We start from the raw sequence: 20,634 nt of genomic DNA on the forward strand, positions 1-20,634 counted from the left end.
TCGGGCCGGTGCGACACGGACGATCGCCACGGCCGGACCGCGCCCCCGGCCCCACGCCCCGCGGACGGCGGGAACCGGCCACGGGGCGCGTGCGTCCTGAAACGCATGGAACAACGGGACGCGGCGGGGTACGGCGGTTGTGCGGCGGCGGCGCTCGGGGCGGTCACGGCCCTGTACGTCTGGGGTTCGTCGCGGCGCACCGGCCTGCACATGGGCACCGGTCTCGAAGGGAACGGCAGGGATCTCTCCGTCCTGTTCACGGAGCTGCCCCTCGTCCTGCTCGCCGGGGCCCTGATCCCTCCTGTCTCCTGGCTGCTGACCCTGCGGCTGCTGCGCGGGCGCGGGGCCCTGCGGTCCCGGGCCCTCGTCGCGGCCGTGTGCACGGCCGGTGTCCTGGCCATGGCCACCTGGGGTCTGCACAGCTGGGCGAACCCGCACGACCCGGACCGCGTACGGCTCTCCGGCGTCCTCGTCTCAGATCTCGACGCGTAGCTCCCGCAGCCCCCGGATCACGTACCCCGGGTTCCACTCCGGCTCCGCCGTCAGCCGCATGCCGGGTGCCTTGCGCAGCAGCTCACCGAAGGACGCGGTCAGCTCGACACGGGCCAGGGGTGCGCCCAGGCAGTAGTGGATGCCCGCGCCGAACGAGATGTGCGGGTTGTCCTGCCGGGCCAGGTCCAGCGTCTCCGCGTCGGCGAAGCGCTCGGGATCGCGGTTGGCCGACGCGAAGAGCAGCGCGACCTGCGAGCCCCTGGGGATGACGGTGCCGTCGATCTCGATGTCGTCCAGCACCCAGCGCGCGAACATCGGCACCGGGGTGTCGTAGCGCAGCAGTTCCTCGACCGCGGTCGGCAGCAGGCTGTGGTCGCCGCGCAGCGAGGCCAGCTGCTCCGGGTGCCGGAAGAGCATCCACCAGCTGTTGGCGGTGGCGTTGACGGTGGCCTCGTGACCGGCGTTGAGCAGCAGGACGCAGGTGGAGATGATCTCCTGCTCGGTCAGCCGGTCCTCGTCGTCGTGGGCGGCGATCAGCCCGGAGATCAGGTCCGTCCCCGGGTCGGCGCGCCGCGCGGCGATCAGTTCGCGCAGATAGCCGGAGAACTCGACCGACGCCCGCACGGCGGCCCGGGCGGTCTCCTCCGGCGGGTTCAGTTCGAACATCCCGCAGATCGCCGCCGACCACGGCCGCAGCAGCGCCCGGTCGGCCTGCGGGACACCGAGCATCTCGGCGATGACGGCCACCGGCAGCGGCTCGGCGACCGCGCTCAGCAGGTCACCGCCGCCCGCCGCCACGAAGTCGTCGACGAGTCCGGCGGCCAGCCGCTCGACGGCCGGGACGAGCGCCTCGACACGCCGCGGGGTGAACGCCTTCGCGACGAGCCGGCGGATGCGGGTGTGGTCGGGAGCCTCCAGGTCGAGGATCCCGTGCCCGTTGAGCGTGTGGAAGGGCTCGTGGGCGGCGGGCGGGGCGGTGACGCCGAACTCCTCGTGGCTGAAGCGGTGCAGGTACGTCCGCCCCAGCCGCCGGTCACGCAGCAGACCGGACACGTCGGAGTAGTGCGGGACGAGCCACTGCCGCGTCGGCTCGAAGTAGTGCGCCCGGCCGGTGGCGCGCAGCGCGGCGTAGGCGGGGTACGGATCGGCGACGAACGCCGGGGACCAGGGGTCGAAGGACACGTGCATGAGCCGACGCTATCCGGGCGTGACCAGCCTCGCCTCGTACGCGAACACCGCCGCCTGCGTCCGGTCCCGCAGGCCCAGTTTCACCAGGATGCGGCTGACGTGGGTCTTGATCGTCGACTCGGCGACCACCAGGTGCGAGGCGATCTCCAGGTTCGACAGCCCCTGGGCGATCAGCACGAGCACCTCCGTCTCCCGTTCGGTCAGGTCGCCGATCCTCGCCATGGCGGGCGGCCGGGGCGCGTCGGCGATCTTCGAGAACTCGGTGATCAGCCGCCGGGTCACCGTCGGGGCGAGCAGCGCCTCACCGGACGCCACCACCCGCACCCCCTCGGCGAGCTGTCGGGCCGACGCGTCCTTCAGCAGGAAGCCGGAGGCGCCGGCCCGCAGGGCCTGGTAGACGTACTCGTCGAGGTCGAACGTGGTCAGGACGAGCACCTTGGCGTCCGCGTCGGCGGCGACGATCTCACGGGTCGCGTCGATGCCGTTGAGCTCCGGCATGCGGATGTCCATCAGCACCACGTCGGGCCGCAGGGCCGCGACCTGGGAGACGGCCTGCCGGCCGTCGACGGCCTCACCGACGACCTCGATGCCGGGCATCGCGTTGAGCAGCACCGAGAACCCCTCGCGGACCATCATCTGGTCGTCGACGATCAGGACCCGGATGGGAGACTCGTTCACGCGCCCTCACCGGCCTCCGCGTGCTCCCGCCGCACCGGCACCGGAAGGAACACGGCGACCTCGTAGCCGCCGTCCCCGGTGGCGCCCGCCGTCATCTCGCCGTTCAGCATCGCGACCCGCTCCCGCATCCCCGTTATCCCGTGCCCCGCCCCCGGCGACGGCTTGACCAGCCCCCGCGCGGGGCCGTTGACGACCCGTACCCCGAGCCCGCCGAGCACATAGCCGATCTCCACCTTGGCCGCGGCGCCCGGGGCGTGCCGGAGGGTGTTGCTCAGCGCCTCCTGGACGATCCGGTACGCCGACAGCTCGACGCCCTGCGGGAGCTCCCGCACCGCACCGGTGACCGTCTTCTCCGTCTCCAGCCCCGTCTCCCGGACGTTGTCCAGCAGCCGGTCGATCTCCGCGAGGGTCGGCTGCGGGGCGTCCGGCGCCTCGTAGTCCTCCGCGCGTACGACGCCGAGGACCCGGCGCAGCTCGGTGAGCGCGGCCACCGCGTTCTCCCGGATGGTGACGAAGGCCTGCTCCAGCTCGGGCGGCGGATTCTCGACCCGGTACGGGGCGGCCTCCGCCTGGATGGCGACGACCGACATGTGGTGCGCGACGACGTCGTGCAGCTCGCGGGCGATGGTGGTGCGCTCCTCCAGGAGTGTGCGCCGGTCGCGCTCGACGGCGGTGACGGTGCGCTGCACGGTGACCTCGTGCTGCGCCTCGCGGCGCACCTGCACCATGGCCACGACGAGCAGGGCGAGCGCGGACGTCACGGCCATCGGCGCGGTGTTGGAGAAGCCGGGGCCCATGTTCCCCAGGGAACTTCCGACGGCCAGGGTGATCAGCCACATCCAGCCGGCGGTACGGGGCCGGGTCCTCGCCGCGACCACCGTCAGCACACCGAGGTGGCAGGCGAACGCGCTCGGCTCCCAGGGCCAGTCGCCGCTGCCCATGACCGCCACCACCGGCGTCGACGCGATCGACACCCAGAACGCGAGGACGGGACGCACCAGCGTCATCAGCAGGGTGGCGGCCGGGACGAACGCGGTGAGCAGGGTCACGACACCGAACGGGGAGTGAGTGTTCGCGGTGAACGTGCCCTCCATCAGGGAGATCAGCGCGACCATGCCCACCACCGCGTGCGGGAACCACACGGCGCCCTTGCGCAACGGCGCCGGAAGGCGCCGGATGACCGGGCCGTCCACGCCCAGCGGGCCCAGCGGGCGGTAGTCGAACACGTTGTGGAGCAGGTCCTGCCGCAGGCTCGCCATCGCCGCCGCGGCCGCCCGGCGCTCCGGGCTCTGGGTCTTGGTCTCGGTCACGCTTCCACGGTAGGGGCCGCGCCCGCCCCGGTCGTCAGCAGTGATGCGGATCCTTCGCCGTCCGTCGCAAGTACTACCAGGCCAGCTGGGCGATCTCCTCGGCCACCACGGCGCAGGCGTCGGCCGCCGGATCGATCAGCGGGAAGTGCCCCACCCCGTCCAGCAGCGTCAGCCCCACCACCTCACCGGCCTTCGCCGCGGCGTCCACGAACGCCTCCGCGACGGCCTGCGGCACCGTGGTGTCCTCCACGCCCTGGACCACCGTCGTCGCGATGCCGGTCGGCAGCAGCAGAGCGGGATCGGCGTGCGCGCTCCGCGCCTCGAAGCCTTCCGCACCGCCGAGGAGCTGGTGCAGCGCACCCGAGCAGACGTCCAGCTCCACCGCGCTCGCGAAGTCCCCGACCGGTGCCAGGGCGATCACCCCGCGCAGCGGCGGTGCGGCGGGCAGCCGCCACGGGGAACCCTCCGGCAGCACGTGCCGGGCGGCCGCCCACAGGGCGAGCTGCCCGCCCGCCGAGTGGCCGGTGACCACGGTCCTGCGCGGATCGGCGCCCGGCATCTCACGGGCCGCCAGTTCCGGCAGGGCGTCCATCGCCGCCGCCACGTCGTCGAAGGTCGCGGGCCAGCGCCCCGCGACCGGACCCGCCGCGCCCTGCCGGGGGATCCCGCCGCCGCGCCGGTACTCGACGCTGGCCACGGCGAACCCGCGCCGCGCGAGGAAGTCCGCGAACGGCGACACGTGCTGACGGTCGTACGGGGCACGCCAGGCACCCCCGTGCAGGAGCACCACGAGCGGCGTCCCGGTCCGGCCGTCCCTCGGCGCGAAGAAGTCGATCACCTGGTCGGGGTGGCCGCCGTAGGCCGCGGACCCGTCGGGCGCGACCACCGGGTGGGCGAACGCCGACGCCGTCTCGGCGGCGTCGCGGTCACGCGCGGCAGAATCCGACATGCTGCTCCAACCGTCCTGGGGCCGTGCCCAACTGGGCTGACCTGCGGGGACGGTACCAGTACGGCGCACCGCCGCCGTACCGGCCCGGACGGCGGGCCGGTACGGCGGCGGACCCTCAGACCGCCAGCACCTCGGCGAGGATCCGAGCCGCCCGTTCCGCGTCGGCGAACCCGACGTAGAGCGGGGTGAAACCGAAGCGCAGGATGTCCGGGCGGCGCAGGTCGCCCACCACGCCACGCTCGACGAGGGCGCCCATCACCGCCTCCGTCTCCTCCGCGTCCTCGCACCGCAGCGAGACCTGGCTGCCGCGCTCCGCGTGGGCGGCGGGGGTCACCGGGGTGACCCGGCCCGCGGGGGCGTAGGCGGCGACGCACTCCAGGAAGAAGTCCGTCAGCGCCAGCGACTTGGCCCGCACGGCTTCCACCGGTACGCCGTCCCACACGTCCAGCGCCGCCTCCAGGGCGAGCATGGACAGGATGTCCGGGGTGCCGACCCGGCCCCGTACCGACCCCTCGGCGGGCGTGTACCCGGGGGTCATCCCGAACGGGTCGGCGTGCGACGTCCACCCGGGCAGGGGCGAGTCGAAGGCCGCCTGGTGGCGCTCGGCGACGTACAGGTAGGCCGGTGAACCGGGCCCGCCGTTCAGGTACTTGTACGTGCAGCCCACGGCCAGGTCGACGCCGTGCGCGTCCAGGCCCACGGGCAGGGCCCCCGCGCTGTGGCACAGGTCCCAGACCGCGAGCGCGCCCGCCCCCTGGACGGCCGCGGTGAGGGCGGGCAGGTCGTGGAGCCTGCCCGTGCGGAAGTCGACGTGGTTCAGGAGGACGGCCGCCGTACGGGGCCCGAGCGCGGCCGGCACCTCGTCCGGGGCGACCGGGACGAGACGGTGGCCGGTCATCCGGGCCGCGGACCCGGCGATGTACCCGTCCGTGGGGAACGTCGTCGCGTCCACCAGGATCTCGTCGCGCCCCTCGCCCGCGAGGCGGGTCGCGGCGACGACCGCCTTGAAGACGTTCACGCTGGTGGAGTCGCCCACCACGATCTGCCCCGGGGCGGCCCCGACCAGCGGGGCGATCCGGTCGCCGATCCGCTCGGGCGCGGTCCACCAGCCGCTCTCGTCCCAGGAGCGGATGCGCAGCGAGCCCCACTCACGGGTGAGGACGTCCCGCATGCGCTCGGGGACGTGGCGGGGCAGCGCTCCCAGCGAGTTGCCGTCGAGGTAGACGGTGTCGTCGAGGACGAACAGTTCGCGCAGGGGTGCCAGTTCGTCGGCGGTGTCGAGCGCCTCGGCGCGCTCCTGGAGGTCAGACATGGCTGCGCGCCGTCCACAGCTCGGGGAAGACGCTCTTGGTGGCACGCTTCTCCAGCCAGGCGACCCCGGCCGATCCACCGGTGCCGGTCTTCGAGCCCATCGCCCGCCGGGTGGCCGTCAGATGGTCGTTGCGCCAGCGCCACACCAGTTCGCCGACATCGGTCAGCACCTCGCCGAGCCTCACGAGCTCGGCGTTCTGGTCCTCGTCGGCGTAGATCTCCGCCCAGACGGCCTCGACCTCGGGGGACGGCTCGTACTTCCGCGCCAGGTCGCGCTCCAGCACCGACCGGGGCACCGCGTATCCGCGCCGGGCGAGCAGGGCGAGCGTCTCGTCGTACAGGCCGGGCTCGTGGAGCGCCTTCTCCAGCTCGGCGTGGACCCGGGGCGCACCCCGGTGCGGCACGAGCATGGAGGCGGACTTGTCGCCCAGCAGGAACTCCATACGGCGGTACATCGCCGACTGGAAGCCGGATCCCTCGCCGAGGGATCCCCGGTAGGAGTTGAACTGGGCGGGGGTGAGGCCGGCGAGCGGCCTCCAGGACGCGTTCAGCGCCTCCAGCTCCCGCAGCGAGCGCTTGAGGGCGTCGCGGGCGACGGGTATGCGGTCCTCGCGCAGGGCGTGCGCCGCCGTCTCCCACTCATGGACGATGACCGTGAACCACAGCTCCATGACCTGGGTGGTGACCAGGAAGACCATCTCGCCGGGATCGTCCGAGCGCAGGTGCTGGAGGTGGGTCAGGACGTCCGCCTGGACGTAGTCCTCGTACGGAGTCGTTCCCGCGAAGTCCAGGTGCGGGGTCTCCGCACCGGTGGCTTCGGGGTCGGGGTGGAACGTAGACATCGCTGTCTCCTCGACACGAGCTTCCGGGTAGCGGTCCGCCCCTTCCTCGAGGGTGGTGGAGCTCCGGTCCCCTGTTCCGGATCATAACGGCCTTCCGGGGAACGCGTCGGGCCCCGCGGGCTGCTGCCCGCGGGGCCCGGAAGGCGGGGTCGTCTCAGCCCAGGATGTCGGCGGCGGTCTGCGAGGAGTCACGCAGGAACGCCGAGCAGCGCTCGTACTCCTCCTGCTCGCCGATCGCCTGCGCGGCGCGCGCGAGGGCGTGCAGGGCCCGCAGGAAGCCACGGTTCGGCTCGTGCTCGAACGGGACGGGGCCGTGGCCCTTCCAGCCGGCGCGGCGCAGGGCGTCGAGCCCGCGGTGGTAGCCGGTGCGCGCGTACGCGTACGACTCGACGACCCGGCCGCCCTCGTACGCCTCGTCGGCGAGCTGCGCCCAGGCCAGCGAGGACGTGGGGTACTTCGCCGCGACATCGGCGGGCGCCGTGCCGCTCGCGAGCAGCTCACGCGGCTCCGGGTCGTCGGGCAGGTGGGTCGGGGCAGGGCCCCCGAGCAGGTTCTCGTGGATGGACATGGCTCAAGTGTGCCCGGACCCGGGTTCCGGCTCCAAGGGCGGGGCCGTGACCCCGCAGTGCGTCGTGCACGCCGGCCGGGGCTCCTGCCGCGCCACGGGGGACGACCGTACGGCCGACCAGGCGATCACCGAGCCCGCCACCAGCAGACCGGCGCACATCGGCATGGCCCGCCGGAACGTCGAGGCGAACTCCCCCGCGTCGCGGTACGCCTCCGGCCCCATCCCGGCCAGCAGCGGGAGCGCGGCCACCGCGAGCAGCCCGGCGGCCCGCGCCGCCGCGTTGTTGACGCCGCTGGCGAGACCGGCCCGTCCGGTGTCCACGGCGGCCAGCACGGTCGCGGTGAGGGGCGCCACGAGGGTCACCATGCCGAGCCCCAGCACCAGCACCGCGGGCAGGACGTCCAGCGGGTAGGAGGCGCCGGGGCCCACCCGCAGCATCAGGAGCATCCCGGCGGCGGCCAGCAGCGGGCCCACGGTGAGCGGGATCCGCGGCCCGATGCGCCGCCCGAGGTCGCCCGCCGACGCGGAGAACAGCAGCATCAGCACCGTCGTGGGCAGCAGCGCGGTGCCCGCGCCGAGCGCCGAGTACCCGGCCACCACCTGGAGCTGGATCGCCGACAGGAAGAAGAACCCCCCGAGGGCCGCGTACACGCAGAACGTGACGACGTTGACGGCGGTGAACTGGCGCGACGCGAAGATCGACGGCGGCACCATGGGGTCGGCCCGGTGCCGCTCCACGTGCACGAACGCCGCTCCGAGGACGACACCGCCGAGAGCCGCGCCGATCACCGTGAGGGACGCGCCCTGCTCCGGCACCTCGATCAGCGCGTAGGTGACCAGTGCGAGCGCGAGCGCCGCGAGGGCGGCACCCAGCACGTCGAACCGGCCGTGGGCGTCCGGGTCCCTGGACTCCGGTACGTGACGCAGGGCCACGGGCACGCAGACGGCGGCGAGCGGCAGATTGAGCAGGAACACCCAACGCCAGCCCGGCCCGTCCACCAGCCACCCCCCGAGGAAGGGCCCGACGGCCGCCCCGACCCCGCCGAGCCCGGACCAGAGCCCCACGGCACGGGCCCGGTCGTCGGGGTGGAAGCTCGCCTGGATGATCGCCAGCGAACCGGGGGTGAGCAGCGCGCCCCCGGCCCCCTGCAACGCCCGCGAGGCCACCAGCACCTCCGCGTTCGGCGCGATCCCGCACAGCAGCGAGGCCGTCGCGAACCAGACCACCCCGAGCACGAACACCCGCCGCCGCCCGAACCGGTCGCCGAGGGCCCCTCCGAGCAGGATCAGCCCGGCCAGGGTGAGCATGTACGCGTTGACGGTCCACTGGAGGGCGGCCAGATCGGTACCCAGGTCCCGGCCGATGCGGGGGAGGGCCACATTGATGACGGTGGAGTCGAGCAGGGCCATGCTCGATCCGAGCACGGTGGTCAGTACCACCCAGCGCCCCACGGGCGAGGCAACCCGGATCCCGACCCCGTCCGTACCCTCCGCACCCTCCGCGTCAGTCATACGAGCAGCATCACCGCTGCCCGCCCCGGTGGCCATTCATGGACCCGCCCGGCCGCACGGCACCCCTCCGTCCCCGGACCCCTCTGGCCGGCCGCGGCCGGCCCCACAGGTCCGCCGAGCCACTCGGCACCTCCGGCCCGCTTCCGGCACCGGAGCTCCGGCCCGGACACCCCGGGCTGCGGCGGCGCCCACGCCCCGGAGCCCGTCGCACAGCTCCGCCCTGGGCCCCCGGCCCCTTTCCCCGTGCGAGGGGCGGGCAGGGGACGAGCCCGCCCCTCGCCCCCAGCCCGACGGCCGGGAACCGGGGCTCCTACCCCCGCACCGCCCCCAGCCCACGCACCAACGCCGCCACTCCCGCCTCCGCCTTGCTCCGCGCGCATCCCACGTTCAGCCGCACGAACCCCGGCGCCCCGTACACCGCCCCCGGCATGATCGCGACCTTCTCCCGCTCGATCAGCACCCGCTGGAGAGCCTCGTCGTCCACGCCGAGCGGACGCAGATCGATCCAGGCGAGATAACCGGCCTGCGGCGGTTCCCACGCCAGCTCGGGAAACGCCGCGTCCAGCCGCTCCGCGACCATCCGCAGATTCCCGGTGACATACGCGCGGACCGCGTCCAGCCAGGGGGCACCCTGCCGGTACGCCGCGATGTGCGCGGTCAGCGCCAGCACGGCGGGCGAGGCGAGGCCCTCGGCCGTCTCCATCCGGCGCAGGTACTCCGCGCGGTCCGCCGGGTCCCCTATGAGCCCGTACGAACCGGTCAGCGCCGGAAAGTTGAAGGACTTCGACGCCGATGTGATCAGGGCCCAGCGCTCCCCACCGCCGCCGCTGCGCTCACCGCCGGAACCGCCGTCACCGTCGCCGACGACCCGTACGTACGGCACGTGTGTCCGCCCCTCGTGGACGAAGTCCGCGTGGATCTCGTCGCTGATCACGGCCACCCCGTGCCGCCGGGCCAGCGCCGCCATCTCCCGGAGCTCGGCCTCCGTCCACACCCGCCCCGTCGGGTTGTGGGGTGAGCACAGCACCAGGACCTTCGCGTCGGCTCGCGCCAGCTCCCGTTCCAGGGCGCCCGTATCCCCCACCGGCACGCCCCGCAGCTCCCGGCCGAGCCCCAGGACCGCCTTGCGGAAGCCGTCGTACGTCGGGGTGTGGACGACCACGCCCTCCCCCTCGGCCGTCCACATCTGCAACAGCTGCGAGAGCTGGCTGAGTACCGACGGCCCGTAGACCAGCCGGCCGGTGTCGATACCGGTGCCGTGGCGGGTCTCGTACCAGTGCGCGACGGCCGACAGGAAGTCGTCCTGTCGCCAGTCGGTGTAACCGAGCACCCCGTGGTCCAGCCGGGCCCGCAGCGCGGCCAGGACCTCGGGCGCGGTCTCGAAGTCCATGTCGGAGATGGTGAACGGCAGCAGCCCGTCCACCCCGAACCGGTCGGCGACACCGTCCCACTGGACGCACCAGGTTCCCCGGCGGTCGATGACGGTGTCGAAGTCGTACTGCGCAGGCGTACCCACGGCGGATCCCTCACTCCCTCGGACATGGAGCGGGCCCGGCCCCCCGAGGGGAGACCGGGCCCGCTCGTACGTCCGCGACGTACTTACTTCAGCTTCGTGCCCGACGAACGCAGGTTGGCGCAGGCCTCCGTGACGCGCTTGGCCATGCCGCCCTCGGCGGACTTGCCCCAGCTGCGCGGGTCGTAGACCTTCTTGTTGCCGACCTCGCCGTCGACCTTCAGCACGCCGTCGTAGTTGCGGAACACGTGGTCCACGATCGGGCGGGTGAAGGCGTACTGGGTGTCGGTGTCGAGGTTCATCTTCACGACGCCGTTCTCCAGCGCGGTGGCGATCTCCTCGGCCGTGGAGCCCGAGCCGCCGTGGAAGACGAAGTCGAACGGCTGGCTGCCGGCCGGCTTGCCGTACGTGTCCGCCACGCCCTGCTGGAGGTCCTTGAGGAGCTCGGGACGCAGGACGACGTTGCCCGGCTTGTAGACGCCGTGGACGTTGCCGAAGGACGCTGCCAGCAGGTAGCGGCCCTTCTCGCCCAGGCCCAGCGCCTCGGCCGTACGCAGCGCGTCGTCGACGGTCGTGTACAGCTCGTCGTTGATCTCGTGCGTGACGCCGTCCTCCTCGCCACCGGTCGGGGTGATCTCGACCTCAAGGATGATCTTGGCGGCGGCGGCCTTGGCCAGCAGCTCCTGGCCGATGGCCAGGTTGTCGGCGAGGGTCTCGGCCGAGCCGTCCCACATGTGCGACTGGAACAGCGGGTTGAGACCCTTGGCGACGCGCTCCGCGGAGACGTCGAGCAGCGGACGCACGTAGCCGTCCAGCTTGTCCTTGGGGCAGTGGTCGGTGTGCAGCGCGACGGTGACGTCGTACTTGGCGGCGACGATGTGCGCGAACTCGGCGAGGGCCACAGCACCCGTCACCATGTCCTTGTTGTACTGGCCGCCCAGGAATTCGGCACCACCGGTGGAGATCTGGACGATGCCGTCGCTCTCCGCCTCCGCGAAGCCGCGCAGTGCAGCGTGCAGGGTCTGGGTCGACGTCACATTGATGGCCGGGTAGGCGAACTTGCCTGCCTTCGCCCGGTCGAGCATCTCGGCGTAGACCTCGGGGGTTGCGATGGGCATCTGTCCGCTCCTTGGGATGTGCGGGTGTGCGGTGCTTGGTCCCTGACCTGGGGGCGACGTCATCGTCGCCCTTATCTTCCCAGACTCTCGCTCCGGCTCCACGCTGCCCGTCGAGTAGCGTTCCCTGTTTCACGTGAAACAGGGAACGCCCCGAGGAATCCCCAGGTCAGACCAGGTCGAGGTCCGCCGCGGAGTAGACCTGGACATACCGCAGCCCGGCTTCGGCGATGGCGGAAGCAGCTCCGCGATCCACGATGACGGCGACGGCGACGACCTCACCACCGGCCTCGCGCACCGCCTCGACCGCGGTCAGGGGGGAGCCGCCGGTCGTCGAGGTGTCCTCGACGACCAGGCACCGGCGCCCCTTGACGTCCGTTCCCTCGATGCGGCGCTGCATCCCGTGAGCCTTCTGCGCCTTGCGGACGACGAAGGCGTCCAGCGTCGTCCCGCGCGCCGCGGAGGCGTGCAGCATCGACGTGGCCACCGGGTCGGCGCCCAGCGTCAGGCCGCCGACACAGTCGTAGTCCAGCTCCGCGGTGGCGTCGAGCATCGCCTGGCCGACCAGCGGCGCGGCCGTGCCGTCCAGCGTGACCCGGCGCAGGTCGATGTACCAGTCGGCTTCCAGACCCGAGGAGAGGGTCACTTTGCCGTGCACCACGGCCTTGTCCTTGATCTGCTGGAGCAGCTCAGCGCGTACGTCAGTCATGCCAACGAGGGTAAGCGCTGCCACGGAGGGGTCAGAGCCGTGTCCAGCTCCAGGTCGTCGAGATCTCCAGGGGCTCGATCGGGGTGACCAGCCGGGGGGCGGTGTTCAGCCCGTTCGGCGGCCCGGACTGCGGCTCCACGCAGACCGCCTCGGCCTGTTCGTCGTAGATCACCACCCACTCGTCCCGGCTCTTGACCGTCAGCTCCAGCTGTTCCGGCCAGGTGAGCTTCACGTCGACGCCCTCGGGCATCCCGAAGCAGTCGTCCCACGGGCCGGGTTCGGGGTCGATCCGGCGGCCGGTGGGCAGGTGGTTGTCGCCCCGCTCCTCCTGCCACGCGGCGTCGAAGGCGATCCGCACGTCCTCGCCGCCGAGGTTCCGGAGGAACCATGGGTGCCACCCGGCCTGCGCCGGGAAGGAGTCGCCGTACGTCTCGACGCCGAGGCTCAGCGTCAGCGACTCCTCGGTCAGCTCGAAGGACTGCGTCACCCGGCCCTCGTATGGCCAGGGGGCGGCCAGGTCGTAGAAGAAGGCCGCTTCCGCGTCGCCCTGCCGTGCCGGCTGCCAGGCGGTGTCGCGACCGGTGCCGTGGATGGCGTGCGGCGGGGAGTTCAGCGGCATCTGATGCGGCTCGCCGCCATTGCGGAACAGCCCGTTCTCGGTACGGCCGCACCACGGAACCATGGGGAAGCAGCCGTACCGCTCGCCCTGGCGCAGCAGCTCGGTACCCCCGATCCGGAGGCTGCTGATCCGGCAGCCGTTGGCGGGGTCAACGGTCAATTCGACGTCGCCGGCGGTCAGCCGGGCGTTCTTCACAACTCTGCTCACCCCTCGACACTACTGGCGTGGGGCGGCCCCCTACGGCCTTCTGCGCCGCAGCGCCCTGCCCACCACCACGGCCGAGGCGATCACCACGGCGGCCGCCGGGGCGGCCCAGCGCAGCGCGATGCCCGCGGCGCCCGCCTCCGGCGACGGGACGGGGGCGTACCGGCCGCGCGGCGGGGCGTGATCGACCTCCTCCGTGCTGCGGCCGATCATGGTGCGCCGGGCGTGCGCGGCCTCGGCCGGGGGCTCGTCCGGCACCGTGAACTCCAGCTCCTCGGAAGGGTCGAGCGACGACGGCGGTACGGGCGCGTCGAAGACGGACCCCTTGTCCGAGGACGGCGGCTCACCGGACGCGTCGGGCGACGACGGACCGGACAAACTCTCCCCGGCGGACGCGTCGGAGGCGGAAGCGTCGGAGGCGGGCGCGTCAGAAACGGGCTCGTCGGGAACGGACGCGTCAGGAACGGACGCGTCGGAGGCGGGCACACCGGAAGTGCCGCCCCCACCGGACGTCCCCTCGCCGGCCCCGGCATCCGCGGAGACGCCGTCGTCGGGACCGGTATCGGCGGACCCCGCCGACGCGCCCTCCGCGGCCGCGCCGTCAGGGGACCCCGCGGACGCGCCAGGGGCCGGCCCCGCACCGGGTGAAGGCTCGTCCGCCGCCGACTCGTGCGCACCTGCCGTCCCCGCAGCCTCACCGGCCGGCGGCTGGTCGGCTTCCGGGGCGCCGTCGCGTGCCGCCAGGGACTCCGTCACCAGTTGCTGCGTGAAACGGTCCAGCAACCGCTGCGCGGCGGAGAGCGCCGCTGCCGGGTCCAGGTCCACGATGCGGCCGTCGCCCGTCACGGTGCCGGTGAATGCGATCGTCGTGCCGCCGTCCGTCCCCGTGAGGCCGACGGTCAGCACGAGCTTCGCCGAGCCCGCGCCCCGGGCCTCCACGCCCTCCCCGGTCACGGAGAAGGAGCCGTCCTCGTCGGAGGACCCCAGCGTCAGGGCACCGCGGTACGTGATCGTGTGGCCGTCGGCCCGGAATTTCAGCCGGCCCGCCAGCGGACCCGCCGACGCGTCGGCATCCTGCTGGAACCCCGGCACACACCGCGCGACGCGGGCGGGATCACCCAGCGTCCGCCGCACCGACGGGACCGGAACCGGAACGAACACCTCATGCTCCATACCGACCGAGCCTACTCAGCCCCGGCCGTCCCGTCAGCGCTTCGGCGCCCCGCATACCGTGCGGACCGCACCGCCCCCACGGGCTCACGGTTCGTCCCAGTACCTCGGGTGGACCAGCGTCGACGGCAGCACCCCCTGCTGCCGTACCCGCTCCAGCGCGCGCCGGCCGGCCAGCAGCTCCCCCTCCCCCAGCGTCCGCAGGGCGGGCGCCCCCGGGTCCATGCCGAGCCGGCCCACCGCGTGCCGGGCGGCCAGCACGAATCCCCAGTCCCGGGGCGCCCCGGCCCGGTCCGGGCCGGCCGCGAACCCGGTGAGGCGCCCGCCGACCCGGTACGGCCGGGTCACCAGGCCGCCCGCCCGTACCGACGCCTCCACCGTCCAGAAGGTGTTCGGTCTGACGCTCGGCGGCCCCGCGTGCACCACCAGCCGGCCGCCGGGTTCCAGCACCCCGGAGACCAGCCCGTAGAACTCGGCCGAGTAGAGCTTGGTGCTCGCCGTGACGGCCGGATCGGGGAGGTCCGAGATCACCACGTCGTAGTGGTCGTGGGTGCCCCGCAACCAGGTGAAGGCGTCGCCCGTGACCGTCGTCAGCCGGGGATCGTCGTGGGCGTGCCCGTTCAGCCCGGAGAGCGCGGGGTCCGTACGGGCCAGCCGGGTGACGGCCGGATCGACCTCGACGACCACGACGGACCCGACATCGGGATAGCGCAGCACCTCACGGGCGGCCAGCCCGTCGCCGCCGCCCAGGATCAGCACCCGCCGGTGCGCGCCCTTCATCGCCGGGTGCACCAGCGCCTCGTGGAAGCGGTACTCGTCACGGGAGCTGACCCGGAGCCGCCCGTCCAGATAGAGGTCGAGCGAGCCGCGCGCCGCGCCCGTCAGGACGATCTCCTGGACGTCCGTCCGCAGGGCGACACGCACCTCGTCGCCGTACACCGCGCGCCGCGCCGCCCGCTCGAAGTCGTCCACCAGGACGGAGGCCGTGGCCAGCAGGGCGATCACGGCCGCGTTGGCCGCGACGAGCAGCCAGCGCGAGCGGGGGTTCAGATCGTGCCGGAACACCCAGAGCACGAGCGCGAGGCCCGCCACCGCGTTGACCGCGCCGGTGAACAGCGCCCCGGTCAGCTGGCCCATCATCGGCAGCAGCAGGAACGGGAACGCGAGCCCTCCCACCAGCGCGCCCACGTAGTCCGCGGCGAAGAGGTCCGCGACCGCGCCGCCCGCGTCCTGCCGGTCGACCCGCTGGATGAGCGTCATCAGCAGCGGGATCTCCGCGCCGATCAGGATCCCGATCGTGAGCGAGAAGCCGACGAGCGCGTAGCGCGACTCCCCGAGCCACGCGAAGGTGGCGTACAGGACGAGGGCCGACGAACCGCCGACGAGCGCGAGCCCGGCCTCCAGCAGCCCGAACCCGACGGCGGCCCGGGTGCGTAAACGTTTCGCGAGCAGCGACCCGATACCCATCGCGAACACCATCACGGAGAGCACGACGGACGCCTGGGTGACCGAGTCACCGATCAGGTACGAGGCCAGCGCGACCAGTTCCAGCTCGTACACCAGGCCGCACGCGGCACAGACGAACACCGCGGCCAGCACGAGGAAGCGGCCGGTCCTCGGCCGCACGGGAAGCCGTGGCGCGCCCCCTCGCACCGGCGCCTGCTGGTCGATCATGAACGGAACGCTACGTGACGGGATGGTCGCTGCTTGTCACCCACACGGGTGCAAGTGACGCGCACCCGGCCCGCAGGCCACCGTTCCGGACGGGCCCGCGCACGCCGCTCATGACACCGACGCCGGGACCCGCACCCCCACCCGCGTACGCGTCACGACCAGCTGGCCCTCCTGCGGATAGGCGTGCCAGGTCCTCCAGCGCACCTGGCCCTCCGTCCGCTGGGCGAGCATCGCGGTGAAGGCGTACGGGCTGCCGGGGAACGTCCCGGCCAGTCCGTGCGGGTGGTCGGCCACCAGGGCGAGCAGCTCCTGCGCGCGCCCGGCGAACGAACCCTCCGAGAGCGTCTCGACGCGAGCGGCGAACTCGTAGTCCCAGTCGCCCACGCTCTCGGCGACACCCAGCGGCAGCGGCGTGCTGCTGCCGGGCAGGCAGGCGACGGTCTCGGAGCAGGTACGGCGGTCCTCCTCCAGCAGCACCTGATGGGAGGCCCCCAGCAGCCGCAACTGCACCTTGGCGCAACCCAGTTCGAGGTCGAGTACGGCGAGGGCGGGCAGCGGCTCCCGCCCGAGCGTCCATGCCAGATCAGCGGCGCGGGTATCGGAATAGGCGGTCTGGAGGGTCGTGAGCATGGATCGGCTCCGCAAACGCACAGGGACACACGGACAGGAGGTACCCCCGAGCGGTGCACGCGGGGGAGGGAGAGCCCGATCCGGCCCAACTGGGGCCCGGGGGCTGAATGTTCGCTACATCGATGCAATCACGAAGTACGTCGCGCTCACAGCGTTTTTACCCAACTTGCCTTGGTTTCCATCCCTCAGGGGGCAGGACGGTTCACCTGTTCCCGCAGGCCCAACCAAAAGGTGTCCGGCGGGAGTTCACTCCCACCGGACACCTCGGGCGCGTGCGTACCACCCCTCACAACGGGAGGGGCCGGCCGGCCTCAGTCGCCGCCGCCCCCGCACCCTCCGCCACCACCGCAGCTGCTTCCGCCCCCGCAGGAATGACCGCCGGAGTGCCCGCCGGAATGACCGCCGGAGTCACCACCGCTGTCGCCGGCCCACCAGCTCCCCCCGCCGGAATCCCCTCCGCCGCTGTCCGAGCCACGGCGTCCGGTCCGTCCCGCGCGCCCCCGCACCGACTTCTTCCGGCCACCCGATCCCGAGACCAGGGCGGTGATCCCCACCACCACGATCACCAGGAACACGATGAAGACGAACAACTCCATCGACCTCACATCCTTCTGTCCCCCGAAGCGAGGTCCGCTTCTCGACTGCCCGCTGGATTCCCGCGCCCCGCCGCGGCGAAAGCAGACTTGAGCAACTCCAGAGCTTGGGCACAGGATGATGTCCATGACACAGGGACGACCGCTGCTCAACCGCCGCCTCGCCGAGTTCGGGACGACGATCTTCGCGGAGATGTCGGCGCTGGCCGTACGGACCGGGTCGATCAATCTCGGCCAGGGATTCCCCGACACCGACGGCCCCGAGGAGATCCGCGAGGCCGCGGTCCGCGCCCTGCGCGCCGGCCACGGCAACCAGTACCCGCCGGGCCCCGGCATCCCCGAGCTGCGCTCCGCGGTCGCGGACCACCAGCGCCGTCACTACGGACTGGAGTACGACCCGGACGCCGAGGTGCTGGTCACCACGGGCGCCACGGAGGCGGTCGCCGCCTCCCTGCTCGCCCTCCTGGAGCCCGGCGACGAGGTGATCGCCCTGGAGCCGTACTACGACTCCTACGCCGCCTGCGTCGCCCTGGCGGGCGGCACCCGCGTCCCCGTCACGCTCCGGCCCCACGAGGGCGCCTACCGGCTCGACCTCGACGAGCTGCGCGCCGCCGTCACGCCCCGCACCCGGCTGATCCTGCTCAACACCCCGCACAACCCGACCGGCACCGTCCTGACCCGCGAGGAGCTGGCGGCCGTCGCCGAGCTCGCCTGCGAACGGGACCTCCTGGTCGTCACCGACGAGGTCTACGAGCACCTCGTCCTCGACGGCGAACACATCCCCCTGGCGTCCTTCCCCGGCATGCGCGAACGCACGGTGACCATCAGCAGCGCCGGCAAGACGTTCTCGCTGACGGGCTGGAAGATCGGCTGGATCACCGCGAGCCCGGAGCTCGTCACCGCGGTCCGCTCCGCCAAGCAGTTCCTGACGTACGTCTCCGGCGGCCCCTTCCAGTACGCCGTCGCCGAGGCGCTCCGGCTGCCCGACAGCTATTTCGACGGGCTGCGGGCGGACCTGCGCGCCAAGCGCGACCTCCTGAGCACGGGCCTCGCCGAGGCCGGCTTCGAGGTGTACAGGCCCGCCGGGACGTACTTCGTCACCACCGACATCCGTCCGCTGGGCACCGGGAGCGACGGCTTCGCCTTCTGCCGGGCCCTGCCCGGACGCTGCGGCGTCGTCGCCGTGCCGAACGCGGTCTTCTACGACCACCGCGAACAGGGCGCGCCCTTCGTCCGCTTCGCCTTCTGCAAGCGCACGGAGGTCCTCACCGAGGCCGTCACCCGGCTGAAGGGCCTCCGGACCTCCTGAGCACACGGCGAAGGCCCGGGGCGGGGCTCCGGCCGCAGTGGCCGCGCCCCGTCCCGGGCCTCCGTCGTACGTCCGCCGGATCAGGCCTCCGTGGGCTCTCCGCCCTCGGCGCCGTCCTTCTTCTCCGCGGGCTCCAGGCCCAGGCGCTCCACGAGCCACTTGTCGAACTCGATCGAGGCCCGCACCCAGCTGACCGTCGACGAGACGAAGTGCTCCAGGCTGACGCCGGTGCCGATGAGCATCTGCGCCTCACCGACCAGCCGCACGGAGGCCGCGGCGCCCTCCTCGCCCTCGTGGGCGTGCGTGTAGACCTTGGGCCACAGCGTGCGGCGGTTCCAGTCGTCGATCGCGTCGAGCAGGACGGCGCGCTGGTCGAGGGCGTGGGGACGGTCGTAGAAGGTCCGGACCGAGAAGACCTGCTGCTCCTCCTCGCCGCGGAACATGAAGTACGTCCGGAAGTCTTCCCACGGCGCGGCGAGGTCGCCCTCGTCGTCGACGACGAACTTCAGCTCCATCTGCTCGAGAAGCTGCTTGACGAGGTCCTGGTCGGGGACCACGGGGCCCTCGGGTGCTGCCCCCTGCGGCTCGGGCTGGCCCCCGAAGTTGGGGATCGAGGACGGGTCGATAGACATCGCTGGGTACTCCTGTGGATCGCACGTGGTTTCCTGGCTTCGACCCTAGCCGCGATCGCGGCCGGTAGTCCTACGCGCTCAGGGGAATCGTCCCCGCGCTCGTTCCCCTGGCCCGCGCCCAGGAAACCGCGACCAGGACGGCGCAGAGCGTACCGAGGAGTCCGGCCCCGCCGATCGTGCGGGACGAGGACCCGGTCAGCTCCGCCGCCAGGCCGCCCGCTGCGACGCCGATGCCCTGCATCGCGGTCAGCCCGGAGCGGGCGAGGCCCAGTGCCTGGCCGCGCTGGCCGGCCGGGGTGAGCAGCACGAACGTGGCCCCCGCGGTGATCTGGTAGGCGGAGCAGACGCCCGAGACCAGCAGCACCAGCAGGGCGAGTCCCACGCCGGGCCCGGCCAGGTAGACGACCAGCGGAAGGTTCGCGCCGACCGCCAGCGGCCCGAGCAGCCGCCGGCGCCGCTCGACGTCGAAGCCCGTCCGCCCCAGGAGCGCGGCGCCCACGACCATTCCGGCGGGATGCGCGGCGAGCAGGAGCCCCACCGCCGCGGCGCCGCCGCCCGCCTCCTCGGCGAAGGGGGCGGCCAGGCCCTCCGGCAGCACGATGAACCCCGCCAGCCAGCCGAGCGCCACCAGCGACCGCAGCCTGGGGTCGGACCAGATCAGCGCGGCGGCCTTCCCGACCTGGGTGTGCATCCGCTTCGGCGCCGCGCCGGCGTCCCGGTCCACCGGCCGGGCCTTCACGCCGAGCCTGATCAGGACCGCCGAGACGAGGAACGTCAGCGCGTTCAGCCCCAGCGACAGGTGGCTGCCCAGCCACACGACGAGCACCCCGCCGCCGGCGAAGCCGATCAGCAGGCCGGCCTGGTGGGTGATCATCATCACCCGCTGCCCCTGCTCGTACAGGCGCTCCCCCAGGACGGCCGGCATCAGGGCCCCCTGGGAGGCCCCGAAGGGAGCCTCGGCGAGCTGGGCCAGCACCAGCAGCGCGGCGAGCAGCGGCAGGGGCGTACCGGGCAGGGCCATCAGTCCGACGAGAACGGCGCGGAGCAGGTCGCACGCGATCATGACCGTGCGGCGGGGGAAGCGGTCGGCGAGACCGGAGAGGAGCACTCCGGACAGCAGGGCGGGCAGGCTGGTCAGGGCGTAGGTCGCCGCCGTCCACCCGGCCGAATCGGTGCGCTCGAAGACCAGCAGGGAAAGCGCCACCCGTGCGAGCTGGTCCCCCAGCACCGACTGGGCATATGCAGTCCACAGCGTACGAAATTCGCTCAGGCGAATGAGACTGTCACTTCTGCGATCTTTCGGCTCCGCACTCGCCTCACCGGGTATCCGCTCCGTCATGCCCGCACCTTACCGTTTCCCCAATTAGGCACGGCTGCCCGCGCGGTGAAAGGAAAAGGGCCCGGAGTGTCCCGGTATCGCGCGGAACACGTTCGCACGCACCACCGCGACTCCGGCTCCGGTCAAGGGCGCCGATATGTATCGGGCCGGTACAAAGAACGATGGCCGTGGCCGAATCGCACCTGCCATCCGGCCACGGAATGGAATTTTTCGGCTCGATTTGGCGGGACCCGCTCCGGCGGTACGTGCTGAATGCACTCATCAATGCGGACAAAGC

20 protein-coding genes are annotated in these 20,634 nt (G+C 72.7%); 2 read left to right on the forward strand and 18 right to left on the reverse strand.

Going from position 1 to position 20,634, the window contains the following annotated elements:
• Nucleotides 1-105: 105 nt before the first annotated feature.
• Entirely contained in the window at nucleotides 106-492 is a 387-nt protein-coding gene (locus ACFVS9_RS02895) for a hypothetical protein (protein WP_383116972.1), read from the forward strand.
• Here ACFVS9_RS02895 and ACFVS9_RS02900 read toward each other — a convergent pair.
• The 16 genes from ACFVS9_RS02900 to ACFVS9_RS02975 form a co-directional block, all read right to left on the reverse strand.
• Nucleotides 475-1,680, reverse strand: a complete 1,206-nt coding sequence (locus tag ACFVS9_RS02900) for a cytochrome P450 (RefSeq protein WP_389929669.1) — start codon at nucleotides 1,678-1,680, stop codon at nucleotides 475-477. The genes ACFVS9_RS02895 and ACFVS9_RS02900 overlap by 18 nt on opposite strands.
• 9 nt (nucleotides 1,681-1,689) lie before the next feature.
• On the reverse strand, nucleotides 1,690-2,358 hold the full coding sequence (locus ACFVS9_RS02905) for a response regulator (protein ID WP_383116970.1): 669 nt from the start codon (nucleotides 2,356-2,358) through the stop codon (nucleotides 1,690-1,692).
• Entirely contained in the window at nucleotides 2,355-3,668 is a 1,314-nt protein-coding gene (locus ACFVS9_RS02910; protein WP_389929672.1) for a sensor histidine kinase, read from the reverse strand. The genes ACFVS9_RS02905 and ACFVS9_RS02910 overlap by 4 nt, the downstream gene beginning before the upstream one ends.
• 73 nt (nucleotides 3,669-3,741) lie before the next feature.
• Nucleotides 3,742-4,617: an alpha/beta hydrolase gene (locus tag ACFVS9_RS02915; protein ID WP_389929674.1), complete on the reverse strand. Its 876-nt coding sequence runs from the start codon at nucleotides 4,615-4,617 to the stop codon at nucleotides 3,742-3,744.
• A gap of 115 nt (nucleotides 4,618-4,732) precedes the next feature.
• A complete protein-coding gene (gene kynU / locus ACFVS9_RS02920) occupies nucleotides 4,733-5,929 on the reverse strand; it encodes a kynureninase (RefSeq protein WP_389929676.1) in 1,197 nt (398 codons plus the stop codon).
• Nucleotides 5,922-6,770, reverse strand: a complete 849-nt coding sequence (locus ACFVS9_RS02925) for a tryptophan 2,3-dioxygenase family protein (protein WP_383116966.1) — start codon at nucleotides 6,768-6,770, stop codon at nucleotides 5,922-5,924. Before ACFVS9_RS02925 ends, kynU begins: the two co-directional genes overlap by 8 nt.
• Nucleotides 6,771-6,924: 154 nt before the next feature.
• Complete coding sequence (locus ACFVS9_RS02930; protein WP_104787116.1) at nucleotides 6,925-7,338, reverse strand: DUF3151 domain-containing protein; 414 nt, start codon at nucleotides 7,336-7,338, stop codon at nucleotides 6,925-6,927.
• A gap of 3 nt (nucleotides 7,339-7,341) precedes the next feature.
• A complete protein-coding gene (locus tag ACFVS9_RS02935) occupies nucleotides 7,342-8,850 on the reverse strand; it encodes a DHA2 family efflux MFS transporter permease subunit (RefSeq protein WP_383116965.1) in 1,509 nt (502 codons plus the stop codon).
• 310 nt (nucleotides 8,851-9,160) lie between these two features.
• The gene (locus ACFVS9_RS02940) at nucleotides 9,161-10,366 is read right to left on the reverse strand and encodes a MalY/PatB family protein (RefSeq protein WP_389929679.1); all 1,206 of its coding nucleotides are present in this window, start codon (nucleotides 10,364-10,366) and stop codon (nucleotides 9,161-9,163) included.
• 83 nt (nucleotides 10,367-10,449) lie between these two features.
• Complete coding sequence (fbaA, locus tag ACFVS9_RS02945; protein ID WP_383116963.1) at nucleotides 10,450-11,481, reverse strand: class II fructose-bisphosphate aldolase; 1,032 nt, start codon at nucleotides 11,479-11,481, stop codon at nucleotides 10,450-10,452.
• A 166-nt stretch (nucleotides 11,482-11,647) separates the two neighbouring features.
• Nucleotides 11,648-12,187, reverse strand: coding sequence for an orotate phosphoribosyltransferase (gene pyrE, locus ACFVS9_RS02950; RefSeq protein ID WP_383116962.1), 540 nt, complete (start codon nucleotides 12,185-12,187; stop codon nucleotides 11,648-11,650).
• A 31-nt stretch (nucleotides 12,188-12,218) separates the two neighbouring features.
• The gene (locus tag ACFVS9_RS02955) at nucleotides 12,219-13,013 is read right to left on the reverse strand and encodes an aldose 1-epimerase (RefSeq protein ID WP_383116961.1); all 795 of its coding nucleotides are present in this window, start codon (nucleotides 13,011-13,013) and stop codon (nucleotides 12,219-12,221) included.
• Between the two features lie 30 nt (nucleotides 13,014-13,043).
• Nucleotides 13,044-14,183 carry an SRPBCC domain-containing protein gene (locus tag ACFVS9_RS02960; protein WP_389929681.1) on the reverse strand — a complete coding sequence of 380 codons (1,140 nt, stop codon included), beginning with the start codon at nucleotides 14,181-14,183 and terminating at the stop codon, nucleotides 13,044-13,046.
• 84 nt (nucleotides 14,184-14,267) lie between these two features.
• On the reverse strand, nucleotides 14,268-15,854 hold the full coding sequence (locus tag ACFVS9_RS02965; RefSeq protein ID WP_389929683.1) for a polyamine aminopropyltransferase: 1,587 nt from the start codon (nucleotides 15,852-15,854) through the stop codon (nucleotides 14,268-14,270).
• 108 nt (nucleotides 15,855-15,962) lie between these two features.
• Nucleotides 15,963-16,484 carry a DUF2617 family protein gene (locus tag ACFVS9_RS02970; RefSeq protein ID WP_383116958.1) on the reverse strand — a complete coding sequence of 174 codons (522 nt, stop codon included), beginning with the start codon at nucleotides 16,482-16,484 and terminating at the stop codon, nucleotides 15,963-15,965.
• A gap of 311 nt (nucleotides 16,485-16,795) precedes the next feature.
• On the reverse strand, nucleotides 16,796-17,080 hold the full coding sequence (locus ACFVS9_RS02975) for a hypothetical protein (protein WP_383116957.1): 285 nt from the start codon (nucleotides 17,078-17,080) through the stop codon (nucleotides 16,796-16,798).
• 124 nt (nucleotides 17,081-17,204) lie between these two features.
• Between ACFVS9_RS02975 and ACFVS9_RS02980 the strand changes: the two genes are divergently transcribed.
• Entirely contained in the window at nucleotides 17,205-18,386 is a 1,182-nt protein-coding gene (locus ACFVS9_RS02980) for a pyridoxal phosphate-dependent aminotransferase (protein WP_383116956.1), read from the forward strand.
• An 80-nt stretch (nucleotides 18,387-18,466) separates the two neighbouring features.
• Here ACFVS9_RS02980 and ACFVS9_RS02985 read toward each other — a convergent pair whose 3' ends face one another.
• Nucleotides 18,467-19,018, reverse strand: a complete 552-nt coding sequence (locus ACFVS9_RS02985; protein WP_383116955.1) for a YbjN domain-containing protein — start codon at nucleotides 19,016-19,018, stop codon at nucleotides 18,467-18,469.
• Nucleotides 19,019-19,088: 70 nt separating this feature from the next.
• The gene (locus tag ACFVS9_RS02990) at nucleotides 19,089-20,357 is read right to left on the reverse strand and encodes an MFS transporter (protein WP_389929686.1); all 1,269 of its coding nucleotides are present in this window, start codon (nucleotides 20,355-20,357) and stop codon (nucleotides 19,089-19,091) included.
• Nucleotides 20,358-20,634 lie beyond the last annotated feature (277 nt).

Origin of the sequence: Streptomyces sp. NPDC058008 (assembly GCF_042886395.1) — a bacterium.
Classification (GTDB): Bacteria; Actinomycetota; Actinomycetes; order Streptomycetales; family Streptomycetaceae; genus Streptomyces.